Origin of the sequence: Agrobacterium sp. LAD9 (genome assembly GCF_003031125.1) — a bacterium.
Taxonomy (GTDB): domain Bacteria; phylum Pseudomonadota; class Alphaproteobacteria; order Rhizobiales; family Rhizobiaceae; genus Agrobacterium; species Agrobacterium radiobacter.
In genome coordinates this window covers 14,373-37,391 of the sequence record NZ_PHGS01000013.1, presented here as the reverse complement: position 1 = coordinate 37,391, position 23,019 = coordinate 14,373, and the positions used below count along the sequence as shown (strand labels likewise).

Genomic DNA, 23,019 nt, shown 5'->3' with positions numbered 1-23,019 from the left:
ACGCTCGCGATCATGTGAACGAAATGATCAGCCGTGGGGCGAATGAGGTAGATCCACGCCCAGCGGCCCTGCCGTCGCTTTAGTAGTTTGTCCCGAAATCACGATCGCTCCTGAGCGCAATTTGCGCCACTTCGGGGATGGAAGCGTTTCCGCAAGCCTCAACGACGTCCGGACCTTTTGTTTGATTATGACAGGCTTCTCGGCATTTAATTGATTGAACCGCAGAGAATCAACCACATCCCTGGTTTTCCGAGGGAGGGGCCTTCGGGAAAGATCATGCAGACAGTGTTGGATTTCCTGGACGATCCCTATCAGGTCGAGGCGGAAGCGCTTGTGTTGTGCCGGCAAGGCAATCGCGTTGTTCTCGATCGTACCGTATTTTATCCCGGCATCGGTGTTTCACCAGCAGACAAAGGCGAAATCATAGTCGATGACGGGCGCGTGCTAACCGTCAACCATAGTGATTGGCACGAAACGATACCCGGCGTGCTTGAGCATTTCTGCGACGCGGTTCCCGATGATCTTCTGCCGGGCGCGAAGGTCATCGCCCGAATTGATCATTCTTTGAGATTTTCCGCGATGCGTGTTCACACAGCGCTGCATCTCGTTTCGGTTGGATTTCCTTACCCGATGATTGACGGGGAAGTGTTCCCGGGATGGGGAAGCGCAACTTTTGAGGCGGACAATACCGGCCTCGAGGCGCAGGATCTGGAGAACTGGGTGGAAACGCTGGTCCGTCGACGTCTGGCCGTTGAAGCTATCTGGACCGCAGAGTCACTTAGGGATCCTCGAGTTAGAGTGCGCCCGTTTACCTGGCCCAGTTCAAAGGGCCACATGAGGGCGATCAAGATTGGCGATGTCGATCTTCAACCTTGCGACGGACTCCATGTTCGAAACACCAAGGAGATCGGACGGATCAAGGTCGTAGAGTTCCTGCGGTTGCGCGCGGGACTTTATCGATGCGATATCCGTGTTGTTGATGATTTGCCAGCCTGGGATTAGGTAGTAGTAGTGGAGTTGCCGGGCGAGCCCCGGCGTCGGGGTTTCTTGTCACGCCACGACGTGAAGCCGGGCCTTTCGCGCCCTTAGGGGGTGCCCATTAATGATATCACAACGACGCTGGAGCCGCTCGGTTAAAATCGACGTCGCCTGTTCCCGCATACCGCCCATCAGAGCGTTCATCAGATTAACAGTTTCTTCAATGACCTCGTAGCAGAGCGTCGGCTCCAGAAACTCGCCAATTCGGAAGACGCGCGTCTGCTCAATTACTTCCCATTGATGGCGCATCAAATCATGGTTGCCGGAGAGCGAACCTATGCGTTCGTCAAGCCGTTCCTGAAAGGTCGTCACTTCTGATACGAGCGCGGCGATGTCGCTATTAAATGGTCTAAAGCCCCATTCGTTAACAACAGTCGGGGGGCGCAGTCCGGAAAGGGTAAACTCAGCGATGCTCTTTTCGATTGCAAAGCGCTGAAACGCGTACTCAATCTCGAAATCGTTCTGCAACCGTCGCGATTGCTCGATTGAGCGGCACATGGAAGAAAGGAAACTCAAGGGCGTGCTCTCCCGCTGTTTTCGGACCGCTATCGACGCCGGTCAGGCAGCGTCTTCTATTTCTTTTCATTTTATTGGAATGTTAATTCAACAGTTTCATCCAGTTCACACTGGCATTTGCCGAGTAGAGGTTACCCTCCCTCACAAGTTCGTGGAGGATGTCGATCTTGGCTCTGAATTGACGATCAAGATTTTTGACCGCACCTTTGATCTCCTTCTTTCGCAGGCACTCCAGAAGCTCGCTCATATCAGCCGAAATCTCTTCGAACCGCTCGGCCCGCTGCAGATCCAAGTGGCGGACGAAGGCCGTTCGGGCATTAAAGGTATGGACGACCTGAAGATATTTTCTGTTGGCGGCGACCCTTGCAACGCTTTCATAGAGCGTCTCTATGAACCCCTTGAACGCCAAAGCAGGCTGTGGTTGTCCGTGCCTCCCAGAGGCGGGAACAGGAGGCTTCGGAAGCGCGAGGCGAGAAGATGGGACCGAGCCGACATCGCTGGCGATTATATGCTTGAGGATTGTCAGGGCGAGGTCGTAGTCCTCGGAAATCTCGCCGACATTCAAAGGCTTTGAAAAAAATCCACTTCCTGGAACATTGAGAATGATCTCTTCGATCGACAGATGGATCAACGCCTCACGAACCGGCGTCCTGCTCACGTTCAAATAGCGGCAGAGCACGCCAGCGTCGAGCTTTGTGTGAGGCGGCACTCTCTGGGCCACGAGAAGGCTCTTTAACCGGCTATAAGCCTGCATGGCCTTAAACCGGTCCGCCCCTCCCCTATCGTCTATGTCATCGTCATGGTGCGTGAACATAAGTTCCCTCTCGTTCGCGCGTGGCAAGTCGCCATTGCTCCCGTCATAATGGACATGCACTGCCCCCGACACCAAGGTCAGAGCCCAATTTGCGCGCTGATGCGGGACTTTGAATGTCACCGCTCCGCCACCCGAGGCCAACGTCCCCAGCATAATACGCGCCGCGTAGGTTGCATAGTCACATTTCTGTCGTTAACCGCGTGATCGAACAAGAAGCTACTCCCGATTGAGCACTCGCCTGTGAACCGCGAGCCTCATGGCCCGGCTTGGGCCCTCACCAGCTGGGATAAAAGTACCTCCAGCCTATTAAGGCGGTAGGCAAGGTTTCGCTCAAGGGCGTCAATCACCATATTCTCGGACCCGCCACGCAATGCCGCCACGACGTCAGCAGTTTGGATGATGACCTCACATGCTGTTCGTGTGGACGTCAGTTCGAATTCTCGAAAACAGCGCGAGCGTTCATTGAAGGCCCAGATTTCGCGAAGCATGCGATTGTTTCTCGCAAGCATTGTAATTCGATCGTGAAGGTGTTCCTGAAAAACCACAACCTCTAAAGGACTGAGTACAACTTGCGAAATATCATTGGTGGCGGCCGTGCCGTTCAAGACTGCGGGCACGCGGAGCCCTGCAAAGGTAAATGATGCGATACCCTGTCGCACCGCGTGTGTCATGATTGTGTGGCCAAAATCGAATTGCTCTCGAAGTGCCATCAAGTCGTTTGGCGAGGAACAGTCTCGCGGTAATTCCATGCCCAGTCCCTTCGCAGAAGAAATCCAGTGGTACATGGACCCACTGTTTTCTAGGGAGATATCTTGCATAAGCATTATTCCCCTGTCTTGAGATGGTGCAACCTTATTCTCCGAAACAAGTGTCCTTCGACTTCCTGACGCTTTCGAAATGACGCATCAAACTGCTGGTGGCCCGGCTACACCGGTAGTCGGCCTGATTTGTTTCCCGATCGTCTGTTGGCAAACTCTTCCTCTTTTTGCTACTGGAGGCTCGGGTCTGCCGCGCTGCCTGAAAGACTGTGCCGACGGGTGCTGTTGGTTATATTCGGAATATACTCGCATATTTTTGGCTAGCTATTGTTCCTGCAAGTCATTGTTCCAACAAGCCATTTACGCCTCCGCGACCTGAGGTATCGAGTATTTTTCTGATATTCCTCAGTATACTTTGATTATACTGTAGAATATTCTTGCTTTGCCTCATGTTTTCATCGAACCTGAGTTTTATGAAGAAGGCATGACAACGGGCAGCAAGGCTTCTTTTCAGGCATCGCTTAGTCCCGCCGCGAACGACTACAACGCCAAAATAGATATCCTATTGAGCTTCGGGGATCAGATTGTCTGCGTCCTGCGGAAGACCCGTGGCCTGGAGGTTCCGATGAACAAGCATGTAAGCATAGCTTCTGATGCTAGCGCCAGGAGTCCTCGTTTCATTGATACATCAGTAGCCCTCTTCGGTGGAACGCCGGTCATCTCGCCTGGCCGGGTTACGCCCTGGCCTGCTGCCAAGCGAAAGCATCTGAAGGCGCTTGCCAGCGTCGTCGAAAGCGGCAAGTATCATCGGGTAAACCATCCGTTGGTGACCGAACTTGAGGGAAGGCTGACGGAATGGTCGGGAGGCCTGTCTGTCCGCGCCGTCGGTAGTGGGACTGCAGCCGTTCACGTTGCGCTGGACTATTTCAAGGACCGCGGTCGCCGCGTCGTGACCTCTGCGCTTAACTGGCCGGGCGCTGTTGGCCCAATCTCCATAAGCGGCCTTGAGCCGGTTTTTGTCGATGTCGAACCGCGTTTGGCCGGAATAGACGAAAAGTCGGCATCAACCGTTCTTGATCCTGATGTCGCAGGAGTGCTGACTACGCATCTGTTCGGCAACAATATTATAGTCCCAGATCTTCGGGCTGCAGCGAGAGGAAAAGGTATCGCGCTGATCGACGACGTGTGCCAATCAATCGGGGCAGTGAGAGGCATTGTCGGTGGATCGCATCTGGATACCGATGTGCTTGCTCTTTCTGGAAATGGAGCAAAGCACCTGGGGGCGGGTGAACTCGGGTTTGTTCTTACAAGGGACCTGAACCTCATCGATCACGTCGATGAGGTGTCCTTAACGAGTTCGTCTCGAAATGGAGCAAGGATTTTCTCCCCGAACTCGAAGGGCTACAATTACCGCCCCAACGTATTCTCTGCGGCGATCGCCAACTATCGTTTGAAGCATCTCGACCAGCAGCTGGAAAAGCGCAGGAACAACGCCCTCCTCCTGTGGCGGGAGATTGGCCAGCTCCCAGGCTTGGCTCCTCTGTTCGACCCTTCGGATCGTCATCAGTCGATGCTCAACTTTCCACTGCGAATCGAACCGGAGCAGCTCGGATTTCCGTCCGGTCCGGTTGCTAGAGACTTCATCATCAAGCTCCTTCAGGCTGAAGGCGTTCCGATCTGGGTATGGCTCACAAAACCAGTCTTTGAGTATCTACCCGACGTCCGAGGAAAATGGTCGAAGGCGGATTTTCCCAACGCCATGAGGCTGCTCGACACAATGTTTTATGTGTCAGAGATCGCACCGCCAAACGATGCCGGCGTCATGAAGCTTTATGCGGCCGCTTTTCACAAGATCTGGGCGGCGCTGCCAAACCTCATCTCGAAGATTCCGGATGGCGTCGCCGCAGCCTAAACTGAAGAGGGTTTGGAAATGCAGGACGTTTTAAGAGGCTTTCCTTCCTATGGCTTCTCCGTTGTTGTAAAATTCGGCGGAAGCCTGATGCGTGACCCCGTCATATGCAAGGCAGCTCTCGCCGAGATTGAGCGGGTGACGGACCAAGGCCATCGCATTTTGATTGTTCCTGGTGGAGGCATCCCCGACAAAGCGATCGAGGCAATCGATGCATCTCACCCGCTCGAGTCTTTTACGGCCCACCACGCGTGCGCGCTCGCGCAGGATCAAACGGGATACCTACTGGCCGACCGAGCATTTTCGTCAAAGCTGGTTGCGTCTTCCGCCCTCGGCGAGTGCAGAACTCTGGCGAAGAATGGCAAGGTTCCCGTGCTGCTTCCGTCTCGGGCGCTGTTTACGATGGACCCAGTTGAATGGAGCTGGGACATCACCTCTGATGCCGTTGCGGCCTGGATTGCATGGATCACGTCCACGCCTTATCTCGCGATCCTGACCGATGTTGACGGGGTTTACCGCGGTGCAGCAACGAAAGATCCAGCCGCCCTGATAGAACAGATTGACGCTCACGATCTGGCAGAGCTCGGGCACACTTCAATTGACGCCTGTGCGGCGAATTTCATGGCGAAGCGCGGCGTGCCTGGTGTTGTAATCAACGGCGCCTATCCACAAAGGTTGACCGCCTGGCTTGAAAGAAAACGCGTTACGGCAACGACCATCACTGTTGGCATAAGCAACAAAATGCCTGTCCAAATAGTGGCATCGGGAGCCGCGTGATGTCCAACGACGGCTTGACGGTTTACGGCCCCGAGGTTGGAATGTCTGGCCTCAGCGCTTCGCTTGACGACTTCATTAGAAGGGAAACAGGTTTGGAGATCGCCAGGCGATTTTTCTCGATTCACAGCCGCGCTTCGATCGCCTCTTTCTATTCTCTCACGGGCTCCACAGGTGGAGAGCATTGGCGGCTGGTCTTGGACCTCTTCGACATGCGCCCGGCTTGTGCCACCATCTGGAGCGGCCCAAACGCGCTGGAGCGATTGCAGAAACTGAAAGGAAACACTCAGCCTGCGCGCGCGGCACGCGGCACTGTCCGAGGCCGCTTCTTTTGCGACAATCCGGTGACCAATCTCATCCACGTTAGCGATGACAACGCAATAATGGAAGCTGAGCTGAAAATCCTACGACAACAGATGGCTGGAGATGTGGACACGGGATGGTTGGCAGCCGCCTCCGGTCGCATTTCGCATTCATCATTTCGTGTCCTGCTTGATGTTCTCGGCGACAATCGGACCGCGAGCGCGTCGGATGGCGAGAAAGACGGTGACGCTATAGAGCACGCTCGCTTCTGTTATCGCCGCGCGTATCTCCTTGCAGAGAAGATGGATACGCTTCCCGCGATCCAGGATTACTTCCGGGGCGAAGCCGAGGGGCTCGAAGCGCTCTTGAGGCGCGGGCCGGTCCTCTCGGCCTGGGACCGGCTGATACTTGAAGCCGGACTGTTTTCGATGCCGCTTTGGAGCGCGCTGTTGGATTCAGATTCATCACCAGCGCACGACCAAGCCCCGGCAGTGGCGGCGCACCATTCGCGTCGCCCGCGCGTGGATCCAGAAAGGCAAGAGGATGATCGACCTCGATAGGATCAGAGCGACGCTGGAGGCAAGCCAACAGTGCACGTTTCCGCTTTCAATGCGGGAATTTGGTCTTGATCTAACTGTGCATGAGGGGGTCTTCCCACCAGAGAATTTTCAGAGCTGGCGGTGGCTTACGGAGAATTTCCCGCCAATGGACGATAAAACGATCCTGGAGATTGGGTGCGGATTTGGCCTTCCCGGACTTTATCTGGCGAAGAACGGCGCCCGGTCGCTGGTAGCTTGCGATGTTAATCCAAAGGCCGTTGCAAACACGCTGGAGAATGCAGCAAGAAACGGAATCACCAATATAGAAGTCGTTGAAAGTGATATATTTAGCAGTATTCCAGCCTGTCGGAAATTCGATATAATATTTTGGAATTATCCGTCGAATTTTGCTCCGGCGGAGTATGAGTATGTTCACCCGCTGGAACGGGGGGCAATCGATCCGGGCTATAGCTTGCTCAGACGGTTTCTTTCAGAAGGCCCACAATTCCTCGCTGATGCAGGGTGCATACTCCTCGGTTTTGGCACCAATGCGCGCGACGATCTTCTCAAGGAAATCGTCTCGGTGAACGCGCTCACGTCCGAATTATTGGCGTCCGGCAGTTACGCGCATGTCAACGTTACCTATCGGCTTTTTTCTATAAGGAAGGAGGCCGCGCAATGATTTCGGAATTGATGCATTGGGCCTTCGCCTCACTTCGTTCCAACAGATCGCAGGAAAGTTGGGTGGCTGGCAGCAGCGTGCTAGCCGCGTTCATCGATCGGATCCCAAATGATATCGACGTCCATCATGTCAGCACGGCGGCTTTCGCAGAATCCGTGATTAAGGACACTGAAGTACTATTGGCGGCCGGGTACTTTATCATTTTCGATCAAGAGAGTGAGACAGAGCGAGAGAGGGTTTTTGCCAATGCGGGCGTGTCCCTGACGATAAACTGGGTTCTCGAGCAGAAGCGGCCCGTCACTGTTATCAATGATCCATTGCTGGGAGTGCGAGCAAGCTATGCGGACGTTATCGACCGCAAGATGCAAATGTATGCGGAAGATCATCAGGTCAAGCACAAGGACGATCTGATTTCTCTGTTCCACAAATCGGCACTTCTGCAGTCTGAAATTGAACCGATCAAGTTTGCGACCAATCTTTCCGGCCTCGGGATTATGGTGGGCATGCGGGGAGTCGATTTTGGCCTTTTTCAAACGCTCGTTGAAGAGCTTACTGGATACGACCGCATTTCCGCTGATCTCGTTGCTGAAAACCTTGCTCTTCTACAGAGTGAAGCAGCTAGCGTGGGGGATCTCGGGACCTTGACCGTGGCCTATCGCGTTTTCAAGGAAGATAAACGACCCTCGAGCCCCGACGAAACTTTCCTCGACTGGATTGAAGAAACCTCACTTTTCATTACTGCCTGCCAGATTGTCTACCTGTTTTATACCGGTGCTATTCGTGTCGGCAGTCGCTGGAAGCGGTGTGGTTGGCGCCAACACGAGACAGCGTTGGTTTGGCCTACGATTGGAACCCATGCGCCAATGACACGTGGCACAGGCACATACGGTGATTGGGCACAACAGTCCTCCACCAGTCATGTTCCAGAAATCGCAGAACGAGGCAAGATATGACCACTTTCGCATACGACGTCGCGATAATCGGCTCGGGCTTCGCCGGCACGCTGGTTGCCAGCAAGCTGGCGGCGAAGGGATTATCTGTTGCGATTATCGAAGCAGGCAGTTCCTTCGAAGATTCGCGTGGGGTGAGGCAGAAGCTCCGCGAAGCTTTCGCCAAATCGGATGAGGAGGAGGTTTTTGCCCCGTATGAGCAACAGCTTCCGGCTGGGGAACAGGGATGGAAGACGAAGCCGTACTCAAGCATTCGTCATCCACAAGACAGCCAATTCGCGGGTGATTACCTGCGGATTGTGGGGGGTACGGGACTGGCCTGGCTAGGAACGGCGCTGCGCATGTCACCAAACGACTTCCGTATGCGATCGGCTTTCGGTCGGGGACGAGACTGGCCAATATCGTATGACGATATTGAGCCGTGGTATTGTTTAGCAGAAGAACATCTTGGCGTAGCTGGCGAACCGGATGCTGATGCCAGCCTCGGGGCCTATCGGAGCAGGCCGTTTCCAATGCCGCCGATCGCGCAAAGCTATTCAGACCGATATGTTGCTGGCCAAATTGGCCATCTTAGCTTTGAAGGTAAGGCTGTTCGAGTCGTCAGCACCCCCCAAGCCCGTAACTCGGTGGAAGGTTACAACGGCCGCTCGCAGTGCGAAGGATACGCATCTTGCGTGCCGCTGTGCCCGGTCGGCGCAAAATATGATCCGCTTATCCATCTGCGACAGGCATTGCTTTCTGGAGCCGATTTATTTGAGAACGCGACGGTCACGGAGCTCGAAACAGCTGCGCACGGCCGTGTCACCTCCGCAATTTTTAGGATGCCGGACGGTTCTGTCGAAGCCGTGCAAGCGAGAATTTTCGTTCTCGCAGCCAATGGCATAGAAACGCCGAAGCTCCTTCTACAGTCAAACAAAAGGTACCCCGGCGGCATTGCAAATGAGAGCGGCAATGTCGGTTGCCATCTCATGGATCACCCGCAGAAGTACTCGTGCGCCCTGCTTTGCGAGCCAGTCTTTCCTTATCGTGGACCGCAGTCGACGTCAGGGATAGAGGTGCTCCGAGACGGAGGCTTTCGCCGAAATAGGGCGGCGTTCCGCACCGCATTTCGAAACGACGGGTGGCGGATTGCGAACAGCGCTCCACTCGGCAATACGGGAAAATTTCTTGAAGGAACGTTGCTGGATCTCGTTGGACGCCGGCATCTGAGTGGCAGGATGCTTCGTTCCGCTCTTGTGGACATGGTTCCTCGCCAGTTCGCCCTTCAAAGTGTCCTTGAGGTTTTGCCTATTAAAGAGAACCGCGTTTCTTTGTCCCCCGGGTTAAAAGACGAATGGGGCTCGCCTCGCGCTGAAATCAACTTCAGGATTGGCCAATATGAGCGGGATGGTATCGCCGCGGCGACTCTACTGCATAAGGCGATATTTGACGCGCTTGGCTGCCGCCAAGATGAGACCTTCCTTCACATGCAGGACGCGCCCCTGGAGCCCGATCCAGCGGGAAGCCATATAATGGGAACGACCGTGATGGGGCTGGAATCCAGGGATTCGGTCGTCGACCCGAACTGCCGCGCACATGGCCACCCAAACCTCTTCATCGTCGGAAGCTCTGTTTTCCCGACAGGCTCAACAGCCAATCCTACACTCACGATCTGCGCGCTGGCGCTACGGACCGCAGCTTTCATCGAAGATATCATGCAAACCGGCGAGTTGAATGAATTCGCCGATCGAAGCTCCGGAACAGGAGTGTCGCTACACGCCTGAAATTGAGAGCTTGCCCTTGTGGTCGAATTCCGAGGTGCCTAATGCCCAACGCAAATTATATAGGTCAACGAGCCTTGACCGGAATTACATTGATGGTGGCGGCTCAAGTATTTTTTATCGGAACCGACACGTCGGCCAAGTGGTTGACAGTCATTGGCACGCCGGTCCTTCAGATCGTTTTCGTGCGATATTTAGTGCATTTTCTTGCATCTGTGATCTATTACTTGCCTACGCGCGGATTTTCGATATTCGCCACAGTAGATCCGGGAAAACAGTTTCTACGCTCAAGCTGCCTGCTTTGCGCGACAATCGCTAATGTCGTCGCATTGAAATACCTTCCTATCACGGTCACGACAACGGTCTCCTTTGCAGGCCCGATACTGGTGACGGTATTGGCTGTCCCGCTTCTCAAAGAACATGTCGATCTCGCCAGGATCCTTGCAGTTTGCTTAGGTTTTCTTGGCGTTCTCATAGTTTTTCAGCCTTGGGAAGGAGACTTCCATCCCGCCCTGATTCTGAGCCTATGCGTGATGGCTTGCGGCTCCCTGTATTATATCCTCACCCGGATGCTATCCGGGGTCGATGGCATGGCCGCGATGCAATGTTGGTCAAGCGCGCTAGGAGTGGTGCTTCTGCTTCCGTTCGCGGCCACTTTCTTAGCGTGGCCAGCTACTCCCTACGAATGGGTCATCCTTGCCCTGGTTGGAATCTTCGGAGCTATCGCCCACACCCTCGTCGCTGCCGCTCACCGTTTCACTGAGGCGTCGGTCCTCGCCCCCATCGTCTACACCCAGATCGTGTTTGCGACGCTGTCAAGCATCCTGATCTTCGGCACCTGGCCTAGCGCTGCGACATCAATAGGGGGTGGTTTTATCGTTTTGTCCGGTGCGTGGGTTCTGCAACAGGCAAGGCATCGACGGGCGCGACCATCCGAGGCTCGTTTGAGTGAGCCCTCGTAAGCAGCCCAACGCGCATTGGGCAGATGAACCGGCTGAAACATACAAGCGCGGACCAAAGGAGGATAGCATCATGAAAATAAGCGACTGTACTTTACGGGATTACGTCGGTTCGGCGTTCGTCAACACTGCGGCCCTGGATTGCTCGATGCTCGCGGACCTATTGGATCAACTCGATCTAGACGAGCTCGAAGTAGGAGACCCATTTTCCTACGAGTCCGATGCGTTACTCTTGAGGCGGCTGAAACTTCGCACTCCGGTAGCGACATTCTACGGGCCGAAAAACCCTTCAACGATCCGAGCCGATTTGGAGAAGATAAAGGCTCTGGGCGTGGACGGCGTTATTGTATCGATCCCGGCATCCGAAAAGTTTGCGCAAATCAAACTTCCGTCAGCGGACTGGCAGTATCGCTTCGACCTCATATCAACAACATTGGAACTCGCCGCCGAGGTCGGATTATACGTCGTCGCAACTGGCGAGGATTCGCCGTCTGCGGATATCAATTATCTGCAGGAATATCTTGCCATAGTGCATTCAGGCGGAGCTCAAAAGTTTCGATACGCGGAGTCCGTCTCCCGCAGTTTGCCAGTCCAGACTTTCTCCCGCATCAAAGGGCTTCTTGAGGCAGTTCCCGGCGCTCAGATTGAAATGCATTGTCACGACATGTTCGGGTTAGCGTTGGCTAATGGCATAGCCGGAGCCGAAGCGGGGGCGACATGGATTTCAGGGACGTTCTTGGGAGTCGGGGAACGAGGTGGAAACATCAACATCCTCGACGCTCTCGCCGTCGCGAAATTTTTGTTCGGAGATAGTGATAGGGATCTGTCAAATATCTCCGCCATCTCCGAGAAGGTGGCAAGCGGCCTCGGGATCACCTTTCCCTCCTTCCAACGGGTCATTGGGCGGCACAGCTTTTCATTCGAGCAACTTGGGCCATTGAACAATCAATCTGCGTATCTTCCCTTCAACCCCGGCGATGTCGGACAGAATGTGTCCGTCGTTCTCAGCGGCAAGCATAGTCTTGGGACACTCGCGTATATCGCATCCCAAGCAGGCCTCCAGCATGATGAACTCGAGCTCCAAGCCGCCGACGTCAGTTTAAGGCAAACGCTGTCCGACACAGGAAAAGTGGTTGATCAGGAGACGGCAGAAGCTGTGATCAGAGCGATGCTGGATGACCGAAAGCGCTCGAACCACATATCTCAGTTAAAAGCAGTTTGAGCTCGCTGAGGTCTGAAATGACAAGGTCCGGGCCAAACATTCTCAACTCCCCCTGCATTTGGGGAGAATGATGTTTACCTCCCACGAACGCGCAACTGCGCATGTGGGCGCGTCGGGCCGCTTCAAGCCCGACGGTGCTATCTTCGATAATCAGGCATTCATCCGGCTCAACGCCCATTACTTCTGCTGCGAGAAGAAAAACCGAAGGGTCTGGCTTCCGTAAACCGACGTCGTCCGATGAAAAAAATCGCGGCCCGACCAGGCGCAGAAGCCCAGCCGATCTCATTCGGTGGATCAGATCGGGGCGAGAGGCGTTCGATGCAATGCAATAGGGAATCGGAAGACCTTCCAGCGCGTCTACCGCGCCCCGGGTCGGAACCACCCCACTGGATATGGCGGCTCGCCAATCGATGCGAACATCCTCTATAAAGCCCTCTGGCAGCCGGCTGCCTATAAGCGCCTCTAAAAGAGGCTGATCCTGTTCCTTGGCCGCTCCTGACAATGCCGACGAGACGGCATGCGCTGCGACATCGAACCCAAGAAGGGTAAGTTTAGCCGAAATGATTTCGGCCACAAGGATTTCCGTTTCGGCAAGCGTTCCATCAAAGTCAAAAATGACAAGTTTTGGAGGGCAAGAGCCGACCAGGCTACGCGACGGCATAAAGTTCATTTTTCGGATCTCCGGGACGGATTGCCTGATAGCTTTCAAGCCCATGATGGGAGTGCACGATGACATTCTCGTCACCAAGGAAAATCACATCGTAGGACGGTGCCGCCGCAACAAGGGTTGATCGTCCGTATTGCTGGAAGTCGAGGGCGATGTGGTGGGCCGTACCACGGCTTGCGGTGAACGGAACGCCACCAAAGCTTCCGGCCGCCGTGAGGTGCCGGTGGCCGAAAAGCATGTGCCGGGCCGTCTTGTGCTTGCCGATGACACGCAGAAAGCCCTCTGGATCCTTCATATCGTCTTCCGGGCCGAAAAAGGGGGCGTGGAAGTTGCTGGGTGTGTGGTGCATGGCGATGACAACCGGAACATCGACCGATCTGACAAGCTGCTCATCCAGCCATTCCAACCGGCCACCATCGAGTGAGCCGCAGTCACTGTCCTCGTCATTTGTGTCGAGTAAAATGATCCGCCAGCCCTTCAGGTCGATGACCTCTTGGACGAAACCGTGTCCGCCGAAGACATTTCGGTACGCACTGCGGCTGTCATGGTTTCCCAGGGTCAAATGGACCGGAAGAGCGACATCGGTGAGTATCTTCTGCAGGAGCTTGTAGGCTTCTGGCTCTCCAGTGTCGGTCAGATCTCCCGTAATGAGAATAGCAGCGCTATCCGGGTGCTCCGAGCTTATATGAGCCAGCGTGTCGCGCAACCGATGTGCAGGATCCAATCCGAACAAGGTATTGCCCGGCGCGACAAGGTGAGGATCGGTCAGTTGGATGATTTTTTGCATGATTACGTTCCTTTCGGCCCAGCTCAAGAAGCCGGGCCTCATCAGCGAGGTGCAGGATCTAGTTCTGAAGGAGGGAATTTGTCGCATCGACAAGCCGCTTCAGGCCATCTTCCGGTGTGATGCTCCCACGTTGAAGTTGATCGAACACCTGGCGCTGAGCAGCCCAGATTTCCTTGCTGTTGCCGCGAGGATAGCTATACCAGGGACGGGCAAAGCCAACCTGCTTGAACGCGGTGGCATAAGTCGGATTCTGGACGTAGAATTCTTTTAGCGTATCGCCGGCTTTGAGGTTGGTCGGCATATAGCCTGTCGACCTGGCGACGAAGGCCTGCGACTCCGGACCTGTAACGAATTTGACGTACTTCCACGCGGCATCCCGATGTTTTTGGTCTTTTGCTGTAATTGCAACTGCATTTCCGCCCGTCGGCAAACCGCCGTTTTTGGCGGCAATCGGGAAGGTTGCGGTTCTCATCTCGAAACGGCCGCCGACCGTTTTGGTGAAGTTTGCGACGCTTGACGGCGACGTCACGAAGAACCCGAGTTTTCCGGCAAAGAACTGCTGTTGGTATGCACTTGCCTTCGCCGCGACATTCATTTTGGTGTCATTCGCGATCCGCTGCAGCAACTTCATGGCACTAAGGCCGATCTGGTTGTCGAAACCGACAGTTCTCCCGTCTGCGCTGACCATTTCGCCACCGTAGCTGAGGACGGTTGCCTGCCAATCCCAATCGGATTCGATTGCTCCGACCGAAAAGTCCATCCCGCTTATTCCGTTACCCAATGCACCGATGTCGTGCGCGAGCTTGATCAGTCCATCCCAATCCTTGGGAAAGGCATCAGGATCGTGCCCTGCATGTTTGACCAAGTCTGCATTGAAGTAGATGATCGGGGTCGAGGCATTGAAGGGGATTGCATATTGCGTGCCGTCGACCTGTCCGAGCGCAAGAAGCGCCTGCCCGAAATTCTCGGAGATCCACTCTGAACCTTCCGCTTGTATGAAGGGCGTCAAAGGGACGGCCTGCTTTCGCTTGGACAGCGTTTCGACCATAGCGTTCAACTCGCTGTAGCCCGAGAAATAGACGTCTGGAAGATCGCCAGTCAGCGCACCGCGAGCGATTGCCAATGTCGCTTCCGTGTAGTCGGGTGGCGACAACCGAAACTTGATCTTAATATCCGGATTCGCCGCCATGAATGATTGCGCAAGAGGCTCGTGGAAACTTTTCGACTCCGGCCAAGGATACATCACATCAAGGGTGACGTCTTCGGCCATTGCGGAGAGTGGCGAACCCAGGCTGGCGCAGCCCAAAGCTATGGCAATGAGTGCCGCCTTTGGCATGTTCGATACGATAGGCATTTTGATCACTCCGTTGATAGAATTTTTGCGGATATGTTAAGGCCGGAGCGTGGGAACACCGGACCGTGTCTAATCGGACAGCTATTTCACGCCCGTCATGGTGATGCCTTGAACAAAGCGGCGCTGAGCGGCAAGGAAGAACACAACGAGCGGCAGGGTCACGATCGTTGCAGCGGCCATCAGAGGACCGGTCTGATCCCCACTCTCTTCGCTGCGAAAGAACAAAACGCCAAGCGTCGGCGGCGCGAGATCTGGCTCGGTGACCACGATCAATGGCCAATAAAGATCATTCCAATGGGCCGAGACAGAGAAGATCGCGAAGGCAGCTATGGCAGGCTTGCTTGCGGGCAAAATTAGTCGCCAAAGGATTCCTTTTTCCGAAAGCCCATCGAGGCGAGCGGCTTCAATGATCTCGTCTGGATATCCGCGCAGATATTGCGCAAGGATCAGGATTGCAAAGACGGATACGGCAAAAGGAGAGATCAACGCGAAATACGAGTTCAGAAGATCCAGCTGAGCCAATCCCACGAAGAGCGGCAAAGCGACGGCTTGAAAAGGTATTGCGAGACAGCAAATTACCGTCGCCGTCAAAAACGTCCTGCCGCGGAAAGATAGTTTCGCGATAGCATAAGCGCAGGGGAGCGCTGTGGCGATCTGCAGAAGCAGTATCACGCCGCACACAAACACACCGTTTGCCAAGAACCGTGGTAGAGGCGTCGTCAGCAGCGCTTGGGTGTAATTGTAAACAACGTCCCATTTTGTAGGCCAGAGTAAGGAGTCGCTGTTAAACGCGTCACCGGATGACCGCAGCGACGTTATTATCATCCAGAAAAACGGAAATATTGAATAGACCACACCGATTGAAAGAACCACGTGTGCAAAAATAGCGGGTTTCAAGCTTCCACGATTCATGCTGCCTGCTGCCTTCTTGCAATTCTGAACTGCACGAGAGAGATCGCGCAGACCATCGCGACGAATATCAGGGTAAGAGCGCTGCCATAGCCGATCCTAAGGTAGGAGAATGCTTCCAGATAGGTCTTATAGAGAATGACTTGGGAGCGGCCCGCAGGACCTCCTGAGGTAAGGACGACCACCAATTCAAAAACTTGGAAGGTGCGTATCGTTGTTAGAAGCGCGGCAACCAAAGTAGTCGGAGCGAGCTGAGGCCAGGTGATGCGCCTGAACTTCTCCCATCCCCGGTCCGCGCCATCCAAAGCGGCCGCCTCGTACATTTCCTTTGGAATTGTGGTCAATCCAGCAAGGAAAATGATGAAACAGAAGCAGGTGTGCTGCCAAATTGCGATAAGAGCGATGCTCCCTAACGCGAAATCAGGATCGGAAAAGAAGCCTATTGCGGGAAGCTCAAAGTACTGAAGAAGTGCGGCTATGGGCCCGATCCGATCGTGGAGGATAAAGCTCCATACAAGCGACATGACGGGCATGGTCGCGGTGATTGGCAAAAAGAAAACCAGCTCATAAAACCGGCGTGTAACGGTCCTAGAATTCACGAGCAGTGCGAAGAATAACGCGAGGACCACAGTTGTTGGGACAACCATGCCGGCGAACAGGAAGGTGTTCGTCACAGCCTGCCTCACCTCCGGATCTCTCAGCGCTTTGGAAAAATTCGCTAATCCGACCCAATTCAGACCGACATTGCCCAACTCATAGTCGGTAAAGCTAAAAGCGAGAACGGCGGCGAACGGCGCAATGGTCGTGACAGCAATCAAAACGACTGCCGGTCCAATGCACCAAAGGGCCATTTGTTCTGACTTAGCCCTGGCCGCTATAGCTCCGTGGCTACCTACGGTATATTGACTGATTGCGGTCATGATACAGCTGCCAGCGGGGCCTTTATCTCGGTTCCTAGCGCATTTGTGATCGGAATGGCTTTCCCGCTGGGATCGAAGAGGTGAAGACCGGAACCATATGCCTCAAGCCAAAGTGAGCCCGTTAGCAGCCCCGATTCCACCATCGCACGATGGTCCGCTGCGCGCGCCTGGGCAACGAGAACTCGCCCTGTCCGCTTGGCTGTGCACCAGAGGAGCACCTCTGGTCCAAGTAGCTCTACGCGATCAAGGCTGACTGGAATCCCGAGAACTGCCTTGGCGGTCGGGGCCGGTCGCAGGGCAAATGCCTCTGGCCTGATGCCCAAAGTTATCTTCTGTTCGCGCTCCGCAGTTCGTATGTTGCACCGCTCCGCCTCTGCAATGACCACGCCCGCGTCGTTCAGCGCCGGGATGCAGTTGATTGACGGGTGACCGATAAACCTCGCCACGTCTATGTGTGCGGGAGCGGTATAGATTGCCTCAGGAGTGTCATATTGAAGAATCTGGCCGCCCATCATCAATGCGATTCGATCGGACATGGTCATCGCCTCAGTCTGGTCGTGCGTCACATAGAGGACTGTCGCATCGAGACGCTTGTTCATGGCCACCAGTTCGCTGCGCATGGTCACACGCAATTTGGCGTCCAGGTTCGATAGCGGTTCGTCCATAAGGAATAATCCCGGTGCCCTCACCATGGCGCGGGCAAGCGCGACACGTTGTCGTTGACCTCCTGAAAGCTGCGCGGGCCGGCGGTCGAGCAAGTGGTCGATCTCAGCAATGGAGGCCACTTTCCGCACCTCCTCAGTTATGTCCGCCATCAGCATCCGTTGCCCAGGCGTGCACCTGCCGAGAAGTGGGAGACGCTGAAACGTAGAAAGACGGTCCATCTCAAGGGGTAGCGATATATTCTCTCCTACGGTCATGTGGGGGTAGAGCGCATAGCTCTGGAATACCATCGCAAGATTACGTGCACGGGGAGGCAGGTGGTCGATCGAGTGGCCGTTCACCGAGACCATCCCCTGATCTTGAGCTTCAAATCCTGCAATGATGCGTAAGAGAGTGGATTTTCCGCAACCGGACGGACCCAATAGTGAAACGAACGATCCGGCCTGCACATCAAGGCAAATTTGGCTAAGAACGTGGGTTTGCCCAAAAGCCTTTGTCAGATCGCAAATACTGAGTGTCGCGCCCATTGTGTCCTCATACTCTTCTTTGGTGAGCACGAGATATCGGAACCAAGTTTCAGATTTATGACGTTTGGAACTTTATTCCAGCCTATGTCAAGGTGCAGACGGCAGGAGGAAGAGGACTGATGCGATCCTATCGTGATTCCAACTGCTGAAGGCAGAGCGATAGGTATTCACTTAACAGCACTATTGATGGTACGTGCATCGCCGAACCCGCCTCAGGCCATGCTCCCGCTGTGGTCACCACGATTACTTCCTCGGCGTTCTGCGCAACCGGACAGTCAGAGCGGGTCGTAATCGCCATCGTGTGTGCGCCCGTTTTGCGCGCGATCGAGAGGAAGTCCTTGGTTTCGTCAGTGACGCCTGAAGACGAAATTCCTATCGCAAGGCTTGAATTGTCCAATGTTCGCGCGAGCCCATGCGATAAGCTTGCCGAGCTGGGGGAGTGAACCGGAAACCCTAACCAGATAAGGCGCATTGCCAAAATATCAGCGCACACTGATGATGGTCCCATTCCGAACACTTCGATACGCCGGGCAGCTCGAACTCGTATCGCAAGACCCGTAATTTGGGACTCATCGAGCATACGCGCTGACGCAGCGATTGAATTCTGCAGAGCCGTGCTCAACACCGCAAGTTTCGGGGGGAGGTAGATATCCTCAGGTGCCGTTCGTTGGGCAAGATTGAGAATCCTCCCTCTCTCTATCTCTCCACTAAGTGCGATCTTAAAATCCCGAAATCCGGAAAATCCGAGCGTCCGGCAGAACCTTACGATTGAGGCCGGCCCGCTACCCGTATTGCGTGCGAGATCCGCTACGGAGAGCGATAGAATAATCTCAGGATCTTGTGCGATGTAAAGCGCAACCCGCGCAAGCGCCGTTGGCGCGGAATTGATCGCAGCGTAGATCATGTCGAGCAACAATGGCTGGGTCTGTCTTGTTTCTTGCATCTAGTCCACTGGATTCAAATGAGTTTCTACCGAGGCTCAATTGAACGAACGCCCGGTCGCCTTGTACGCACACTAGCAGCATTTCCGCGAAAATCATGACAGTTGAGAGACAGTCAAACAGCAAAGAGATGCTACTTGGATGAGGGGTATCCCCACGGTGACGGCCATCTTGTGATGTGAAGCCGAACATTGGGAGTCCTGGTTGGTGCCCTGCATGACTACCTTTGGTGATACCGGGCTGCCCTGCATCGGGCCGGTTTCAGAAAGGGTAACGGTTGCATTCTGCTGCTACGGCAAGAGTGCCAAATGCTCTGATGAATTGGGTCGGCTGGGTGCTATGGCGTTGTTGGGCGAGGTTCAGGCAGAGCTCATGCCGTGATATCATTTGTCGTGGAAATCCTGAATTCAGCAACTTCTCGTCCGATGCCATTGGTTCGGCAAAGTTCGCGGTATGCTGAAGAGGTGATTCAGATCGAGCGAGGAGCCAAGATGACAGAAGATATCAGCGTCGAGTTTTCTTTGTTTGTTGAACATGGGCGGGAGAGAGAGGCCGCCAACTTCTATGCCGCTGCTTTTGGTGCGCATGAAGAGAACACTAATGACATCGATGGCGTTCTGGCGGCTGTCGAAATGCGGTTTGGAAATCTCCTGATATGGGTCGCCGGCTCCAACCCCAATCGCGAAAAGTCTACATCCTACGGCGGCCCGTTCTTCCCGAAAGAGCCGGGAGCGGTCAGCACGATTTTCCAGCTCAAGGTTGGCAACATTGAAGATGTGATGCAACGCGCCCTTTCAGCCGGAGCTGTGATCCGCGACGAAATCCAGACTGACATGATCGGTCGTCGCGTGGCCTCGATCTTCGACCCTTTCGGCCACATTTGGGCGCTCGTAGAGCGTAAAGCCGAGAGCATGTCACTCGCGGCGTAATTCTGTCGCAAATGTCTGTCGCGAAACTCTGACTTTTGCGAGTGAGTTTCGCGACAGTGTTGATTGCCGCTGAGAGCTGACCCGGCGGGGATGCGGACGAAAACTTGGACCACCAGGAGGTAGTTCATGTATTCCCATACAGACAGAATTCGCGCGGTCGAGCTGTATATTAAGCTCGGCAAGCGGGTTAAGGCGACGATCCGCCAATTGGGTTATCCGACCAAGAATGCGCTGAGGAACTGGTACCGCGAATACGAGCAGCACCAAGACCTGCGGGTTCGTTCTGTGGGTCGCGCGCCGAAGTTTTCCGAGGCCCAGAAGCAGGTGGCACTTGAGCACTACCGCACTCACGATCGCTGTATCTCTTCAACGATGAGAGCGTTGGGTTATCCCGGTCGTGGAACTTTGACGGCATGGGTTCGAGAGGCGTTTCCGGAGGCGAGGACTTCGATGGCCGGTCGATCCTGGCGTCCAGCTTATCCTGAGGCCTTGAAGCAGGTCGCGGTCCTCGATCTTTGCAGTGGAGAAGAGAGTGCCCAGGAAGTCGCCGACCGGCTGGGCGTATGTCGGCCAACATTGTACAGTTGGAGGAATGAGTCACTCGGTCATGAGGTTGCCTCATCGATGAAACGCCGCAAAACCTCTGCGCCGGCACCTGAGCGCGAGGAACTCGAGCGACAGCTTGAGGCCCTCCAACGCGATGTCCGCCAATTGCAACTCGAGCATGATCTGCTGAAGAAGGCCAATGAACTGCTAAAAAAAGGCCTGGGCGTCGATCTGCAACTCCTGAGTAATCGGGAGAAGACACAGCTGGTTGACGCCCTCAAAGACATCTATCGATTGCCACAACTGCTAGTGCAGTTGGGAATTGCGCGAAGCTCCTACTTCTACCACCGCGCCCGAGCGAGCCTGGCAGACAAGTATGCCACCATCCGTCGCAGCATCACGGAGATCTTTGAAACCAACCATCGCTGCTACGGCTATCGTAGACTGCAGGCGTCTCTGGCCAGGCAGAGTGTGACAATCTCGGAAAAGGTTGTGCAGCGATTGATGAAACAGGAGCGCCTGGTCGCCGCCAGACCACGGCGACGGCGTTTTGGTTCGTACTTGGGAGAAATCAGTCCTGCGCCTGAGAACCTGATCAACCGCGACTTCCATGCAGCAACACCGAATGAGAAATGGCTCACGGACATCACCGAATTCCAGATCCCAGCCGGCAAAGTGTATCTCTCGCCTATCATAGATTGCTTCGATGGCATGGTGATCAGTTGGTCGATTGGAACGCAACCTGATGCGGGGTTAGTCAACACGATGCTGGACGCCGCTATCAAGACAGTCACCGATGCCGAAAGCGGGACAATCATCCATTCGGATCGTGGAGCGCATTATCGCTGGCCCGGCTGGCTCACGCGGATCAGCGATGCGAAGCTGGTTCGTTCAATGTCCCGCAAGGGCTGCTCACAAGATAACGCTGGGTGCGAAGGCTTCTTCGGCCGATTGAAAACAGAACTCTTCTACCCTCGAGACTGGAAGACCATCACAATCGAGCAGTTTGTCCACGAGGTTGATGCGTACATCCGATGGTACAATGAAAAGCGCATCAAATTATCACTGGGCTCACGCAGTCCGGTCGAGTATCGAGAAAGCCTTGGCCTAACAGTATAAATTAGTCCAACTTTTTATCCGCATCCCCACGGTCGCTGCCTAAAATAGGCCCGCAAGCATCGACCGAATTTCGATCCACGTCAGACGCAACAACGCATCGACGTGGATCGTTTCGGCATCATTCTTGTTCTTACGGGTTCAGACAGCTGACACGCGGGTCGTTCTATCGGAATTTGTGCTCAAGCGGGAAACGCTCGCAGAGCGCTATCACAGCCTTTCGAACCGACGCTTCGACAGAAGCATTCCCGTCCGGCCCATTGGTGGCGAGCCCGTCAAGGACCTCGACAATCCAGCTCCCAATCTGAGCAAACTCTGACGCTCCAAATCCACGGGTCGTCCCTGCGGGTGTCCCAAGTCGGATCCCCGAGGTTACCGCCGGCTTTTGCGGATCGAACGGGATGCCGTTTTTGTTACAGGTCAAGCCTGCTCTTTCCAGGGCGACTTCAGCGTCTTTACCTGTAAGGCTCTTCTTTCGAAGATCGACCAGGATAAGGTGGCTGTCGGTACCGCCGGAAACGACGTCGAGACCTGCATCCACAAGCGGCTTCGCAAGCGCCCTGGCATTATCGATGACCGCTTGCGCATAGAGTTTGAACGAAGGTTCAAGTGCCTCACCGAGAGCGACTGCCTTCGCGGCAATAACGTGCATCAAAGGACCACCTTGCAGGCCCGGGAACACCGCGGAGTTGAAACGCTTTGCTAGATCCGCATCGTTCGTGAGGATCATACCTCCGCGGGGCCCTCGCAGAGTCTTATGCGTCGTTGTGGTGACGACATGGGCGTGAGGAAATGGCGATGGGAAACTGCCGCCCGCGACCAGCCCGGCAAAATGCGCCATATCGACCATCAGCTTGGCATCGACCTCGTCCGCGATTGCGCGGAAGGCTGCAAAATCGATACGCCTAGGATAGGCGGAACCGCCAGCGATAATCAATTTCGGGCGGTGCTCAAGTGCCAATTCACGAACCTGGGCCATATCAATGATCTGGTCAGCTTCGCGAACACCGTAGTGCACCGGCTTGAACCACGTTCCCGATACCGCAACGCTCGCACCGTGGGTCAAGTGACCACCATGCGCAAGCGACATGCCGAGGAAGGTGTCCCCCGGCTGCAGGAGGGTGTAAAACACTGCGGTGTTTGCCTGTGCTCCCGAGTGCGGCTGGACATTCGCGAATTCGCAACCGAAAAGTTGTCGTGCGCGTTCAATGGCTAGCAACTCCACCTCATCGACGAACTCGCAGCCACCGTAGTATCGGCGACCGGGATACCCTTCAGCGTATTTGTTGGTCAGTACCGATCCTTGAGCCCGCAGGACCGCCGCCGACACGATGTTTTCGGAGGCGATAAGTTCGATCTGCTTGTTCTGCCTGTCAAATTCCCGCTCTATCGATTCAAACACAGGATCGACAAGTCGCGTGTCATCTGTGGTCCGG

21 protein-coding genes and 1 pseudogene are annotated in these 23,019 nt (G+C 54.8%); 11 read left to right on the top strand and 11 right to left on the bottom strand.

Annotated elements, in window-relative coordinates:
* The first annotated feature begins 276 nt into the window (after positions 1 to 276).
* Positions 277 to 1,002: an alanyl-tRNA editing protein gene (locus DA915_RS13890; RefSeq protein WP_107676194.1), complete on the top strand. Its 726-nt coding sequence runs from the start codon at positions 277 to 279 to the stop codon at positions 1,000 to 1,002.
* 48 nt (positions 1,003 to 1,050) lie between these two features.
* On the opposite strand, the gene DA915_RS13885 is transcribed toward DA915_RS13890, so the two are convergent.
* From DA915_RS13885 to DA915_RS13875, 3 genes are all read right to left on the bottom strand, one after another.
* Positions 1,051 to 1,554 (bottom strand): hypothetical protein, encoded by a 504-nt coding sequence (locus tag DA915_RS13885; protein ID WP_153064553.1) that lies wholly within the window; start codon positions 1,552 to 1,554, stop codon positions 1,051 to 1,053.
* Positions 1,555 to 1,636: 82 nt separating this feature from the next.
* A complete protein-coding gene (locus DA915_RS13880; protein WP_192886496.1) occupies positions 1,637 to 2,368 on the bottom strand; it encodes a GntR family transcriptional regulator in 732 nt (243 codons plus the stop codon).
* Positions 2,369 to 2,622: 254 nt separating this feature from the next.
* Positions 2,623 to 3,186 (bottom strand): hypothetical protein, encoded by a 564-nt coding sequence (locus DA915_RS13875; protein ID WP_153064552.1) that lies wholly within the window; start codon positions 3,184 to 3,186, stop codon positions 2,623 to 2,625.
* Between the two features lie 565 nt (positions 3,187 to 3,751).
* Here DA915_RS13875 and DA915_RS13870 point away from each other — a divergent pair.
* The 8 genes from DA915_RS13870 (at position 3,752) to DA915_RS13835 (ending at position 12,224) form a co-directional block, all read left to right on the top strand.
* The gene (locus DA915_RS13870; RefSeq protein ID WP_107676438.1) at positions 3,752 to 5,038 is read left to right on the top strand and encodes a DegT/DnrJ/EryC1/StrS family aminotransferase; all 1,287 of its coding nucleotides are present in this window, start codon (positions 3,752 to 3,754) and stop codon (positions 5,036 to 5,038) included.
* 18 nt (positions 5,039 to 5,056) lie between these two features.
* The gene (locus DA915_RS13865; RefSeq protein WP_107676190.1) at positions 5,057 to 5,812 is read left to right on the top strand and encodes an aspartate kinase; all 756 of its coding nucleotides are present in this window, start codon (positions 5,057 to 5,059) and stop codon (positions 5,810 to 5,812) included.
* Entirely contained in the window at positions 5,812 to 6,672 is an 861-nt protein-coding gene (locus DA915_RS13860) for a nucleoside-diphosphate kinase (RefSeq protein ID WP_107676189.1), read from the top strand. The genes DA915_RS13865 and DA915_RS13860 overlap by 1 nt, the downstream gene beginning before the upstream one ends.
* Complete coding sequence (locus tag DA915_RS13855) at positions 6,656 to 7,333, top strand: class I SAM-dependent methyltransferase (protein ID WP_107676188.1); 678 nt, start codon at positions 6,656 to 6,658, stop codon at positions 7,331 to 7,333. The genes DA915_RS13860 and DA915_RS13855 overlap by 17 nt, the downstream gene beginning before the upstream one ends.
* A complete protein-coding gene (locus DA915_RS13850; protein ID WP_107676187.1) occupies positions 7,330 to 8,286 on the top strand; it encodes a hypothetical protein in 957 nt (318 codons plus the stop codon). The genes DA915_RS13855 and DA915_RS13850 overlap by 4 nt, the downstream gene beginning before the upstream one ends.
* Entirely contained in the window at positions 8,283 to 10,046 is a 1,764-nt protein-coding gene (locus DA915_RS13845) for a GMC family oxidoreductase (protein WP_107676186.1), read from the top strand. The genes DA915_RS13850 and DA915_RS13845 overlap by 4 nt, the downstream gene beginning before the upstream one ends.
* 74 nt (positions 10,047 to 10,120) lie before the next feature.
* Entirely contained in the window at positions 10,121 to 11,005 is an 885-nt protein-coding gene (locus DA915_RS13840) for a DMT family transporter (protein WP_192886494.1), read from the top strand.
* Positions 11,006 to 11,075: 70 nt separating this feature from the next.
* Entirely contained in the window at positions 11,076 to 12,224 is a 1,149-nt protein-coding gene (locus tag DA915_RS13835) for a hypothetical protein (protein WP_107676184.1), read from the top strand.
* Here the strand turns inward: DA915_RS13835 and DA915_RS13830 are convergent.
* The 7 genes from DA915_RS13830 to DA915_RS13800 form a co-directional block, all read right to left on the bottom strand.
* Positions 12,163 to 12,894 (bottom strand): HAD family phosphatase, encoded by a 732-nt coding sequence (locus DA915_RS13830; RefSeq protein WP_192886492.1) that lies wholly within the window; start codon positions 12,892 to 12,894, stop codon positions 12,163 to 12,165. The two genes, DA915_RS13835 and DA915_RS13830, sit on opposite strands and share 62 nt — an antisense overlap.
* Positions 12,872 to 13,678 carry a phosphodiesterase gene (locus DA915_RS13825; RefSeq protein WP_192886491.1) on the bottom strand — a complete coding sequence of 269 codons (807 nt, stop codon included), beginning with the start codon at positions 13,676 to 13,678 and terminating at the stop codon, positions 12,872 to 12,874. Before DA915_RS13825 ends, DA915_RS13830 begins: the two co-directional genes overlap by 23 nt.
* A 58-nt stretch (positions 13,679 to 13,736) precedes the next feature.
* Positions 13,737 to 15,032, bottom strand: coding sequence for an ABC transporter substrate-binding protein (locus tag DA915_RS13820; protein WP_153064551.1), 1,296 nt, complete (start codon positions 15,030 to 15,032; stop codon positions 13,737 to 13,739).
* A gap of 81 nt (positions 15,033 to 15,113) precedes the next feature.
* Positions 15,114 to 15,944, bottom strand: coding sequence for a carbohydrate ABC transporter permease (locus tag DA915_RS13815; protein WP_107676180.1), 831 nt, complete (start codon positions 15,942 to 15,944; stop codon positions 15,114 to 15,116).
* A complete protein-coding gene (locus DA915_RS13810; RefSeq protein ID WP_107676179.1) occupies positions 15,941 to 16,861 on the bottom strand; it encodes a carbohydrate ABC transporter permease in 921 nt (306 codons plus the stop codon). Before DA915_RS13810 ends, DA915_RS13815 begins: the two co-directional genes overlap by 4 nt.
* A complete protein-coding gene (locus DA915_RS13805) occupies positions 16,858 to 18,051 on the bottom strand; it encodes an ABC transporter ATP-binding protein (protein ID WP_107676437.1) in 1,194 nt (397 codons plus the stop codon). The genes DA915_RS13810 and DA915_RS13805 overlap by 4 nt, the downstream gene beginning before the upstream one ends.
* Before the next feature lie 127 nt (positions 18,052 to 18,178).
* Positions 18,179 to 18,994 (bottom strand): MurR/RpiR family transcriptional regulator, encoded by an 816-nt coding sequence (locus DA915_RS13800; RefSeq protein WP_107676178.1) that lies wholly within the window; start codon positions 18,992 to 18,994, stop codon positions 18,179 to 18,181.
* A 489-nt stretch (positions 18,995 to 19,483) separates the two neighbouring features.
* On the opposite strand from DA915_RS13800, the gene DA915_RS13795 reads away from it, so the two are divergent.
* Entirely contained in the window at positions 19,484 to 19,921 is a 438-nt protein-coding gene (locus DA915_RS13795; protein WP_107676436.1) for a VOC family protein, read from the top strand.
* Between the two features lie 126 nt (positions 19,922 to 20,047).
* The gene (locus tag DA915_RS13790) at positions 20,048 to 21,586 is read left to right on the top strand and encodes an IS3 family transposase (RefSeq protein WP_107676177.1); all 1,539 of its coding nucleotides are present in this window, start codon (positions 20,048 to 20,050) and stop codon (positions 21,584 to 21,586) included.
* Positions 21,587 to 21,749: 163 nt separating this feature from the next.
* Here the strand turns inward: DA915_RS13790 and glyA are convergent.
* A pseudogene (gene glyA / locus DA915_RS13785) lies at positions 21,750 to 22,991 on the bottom strand (serine hydroxymethyltransferase); the annotation flags it as partial.
* Between the last annotated feature and the right edge of the window lie 28 nt (positions 22,992 to 23,019).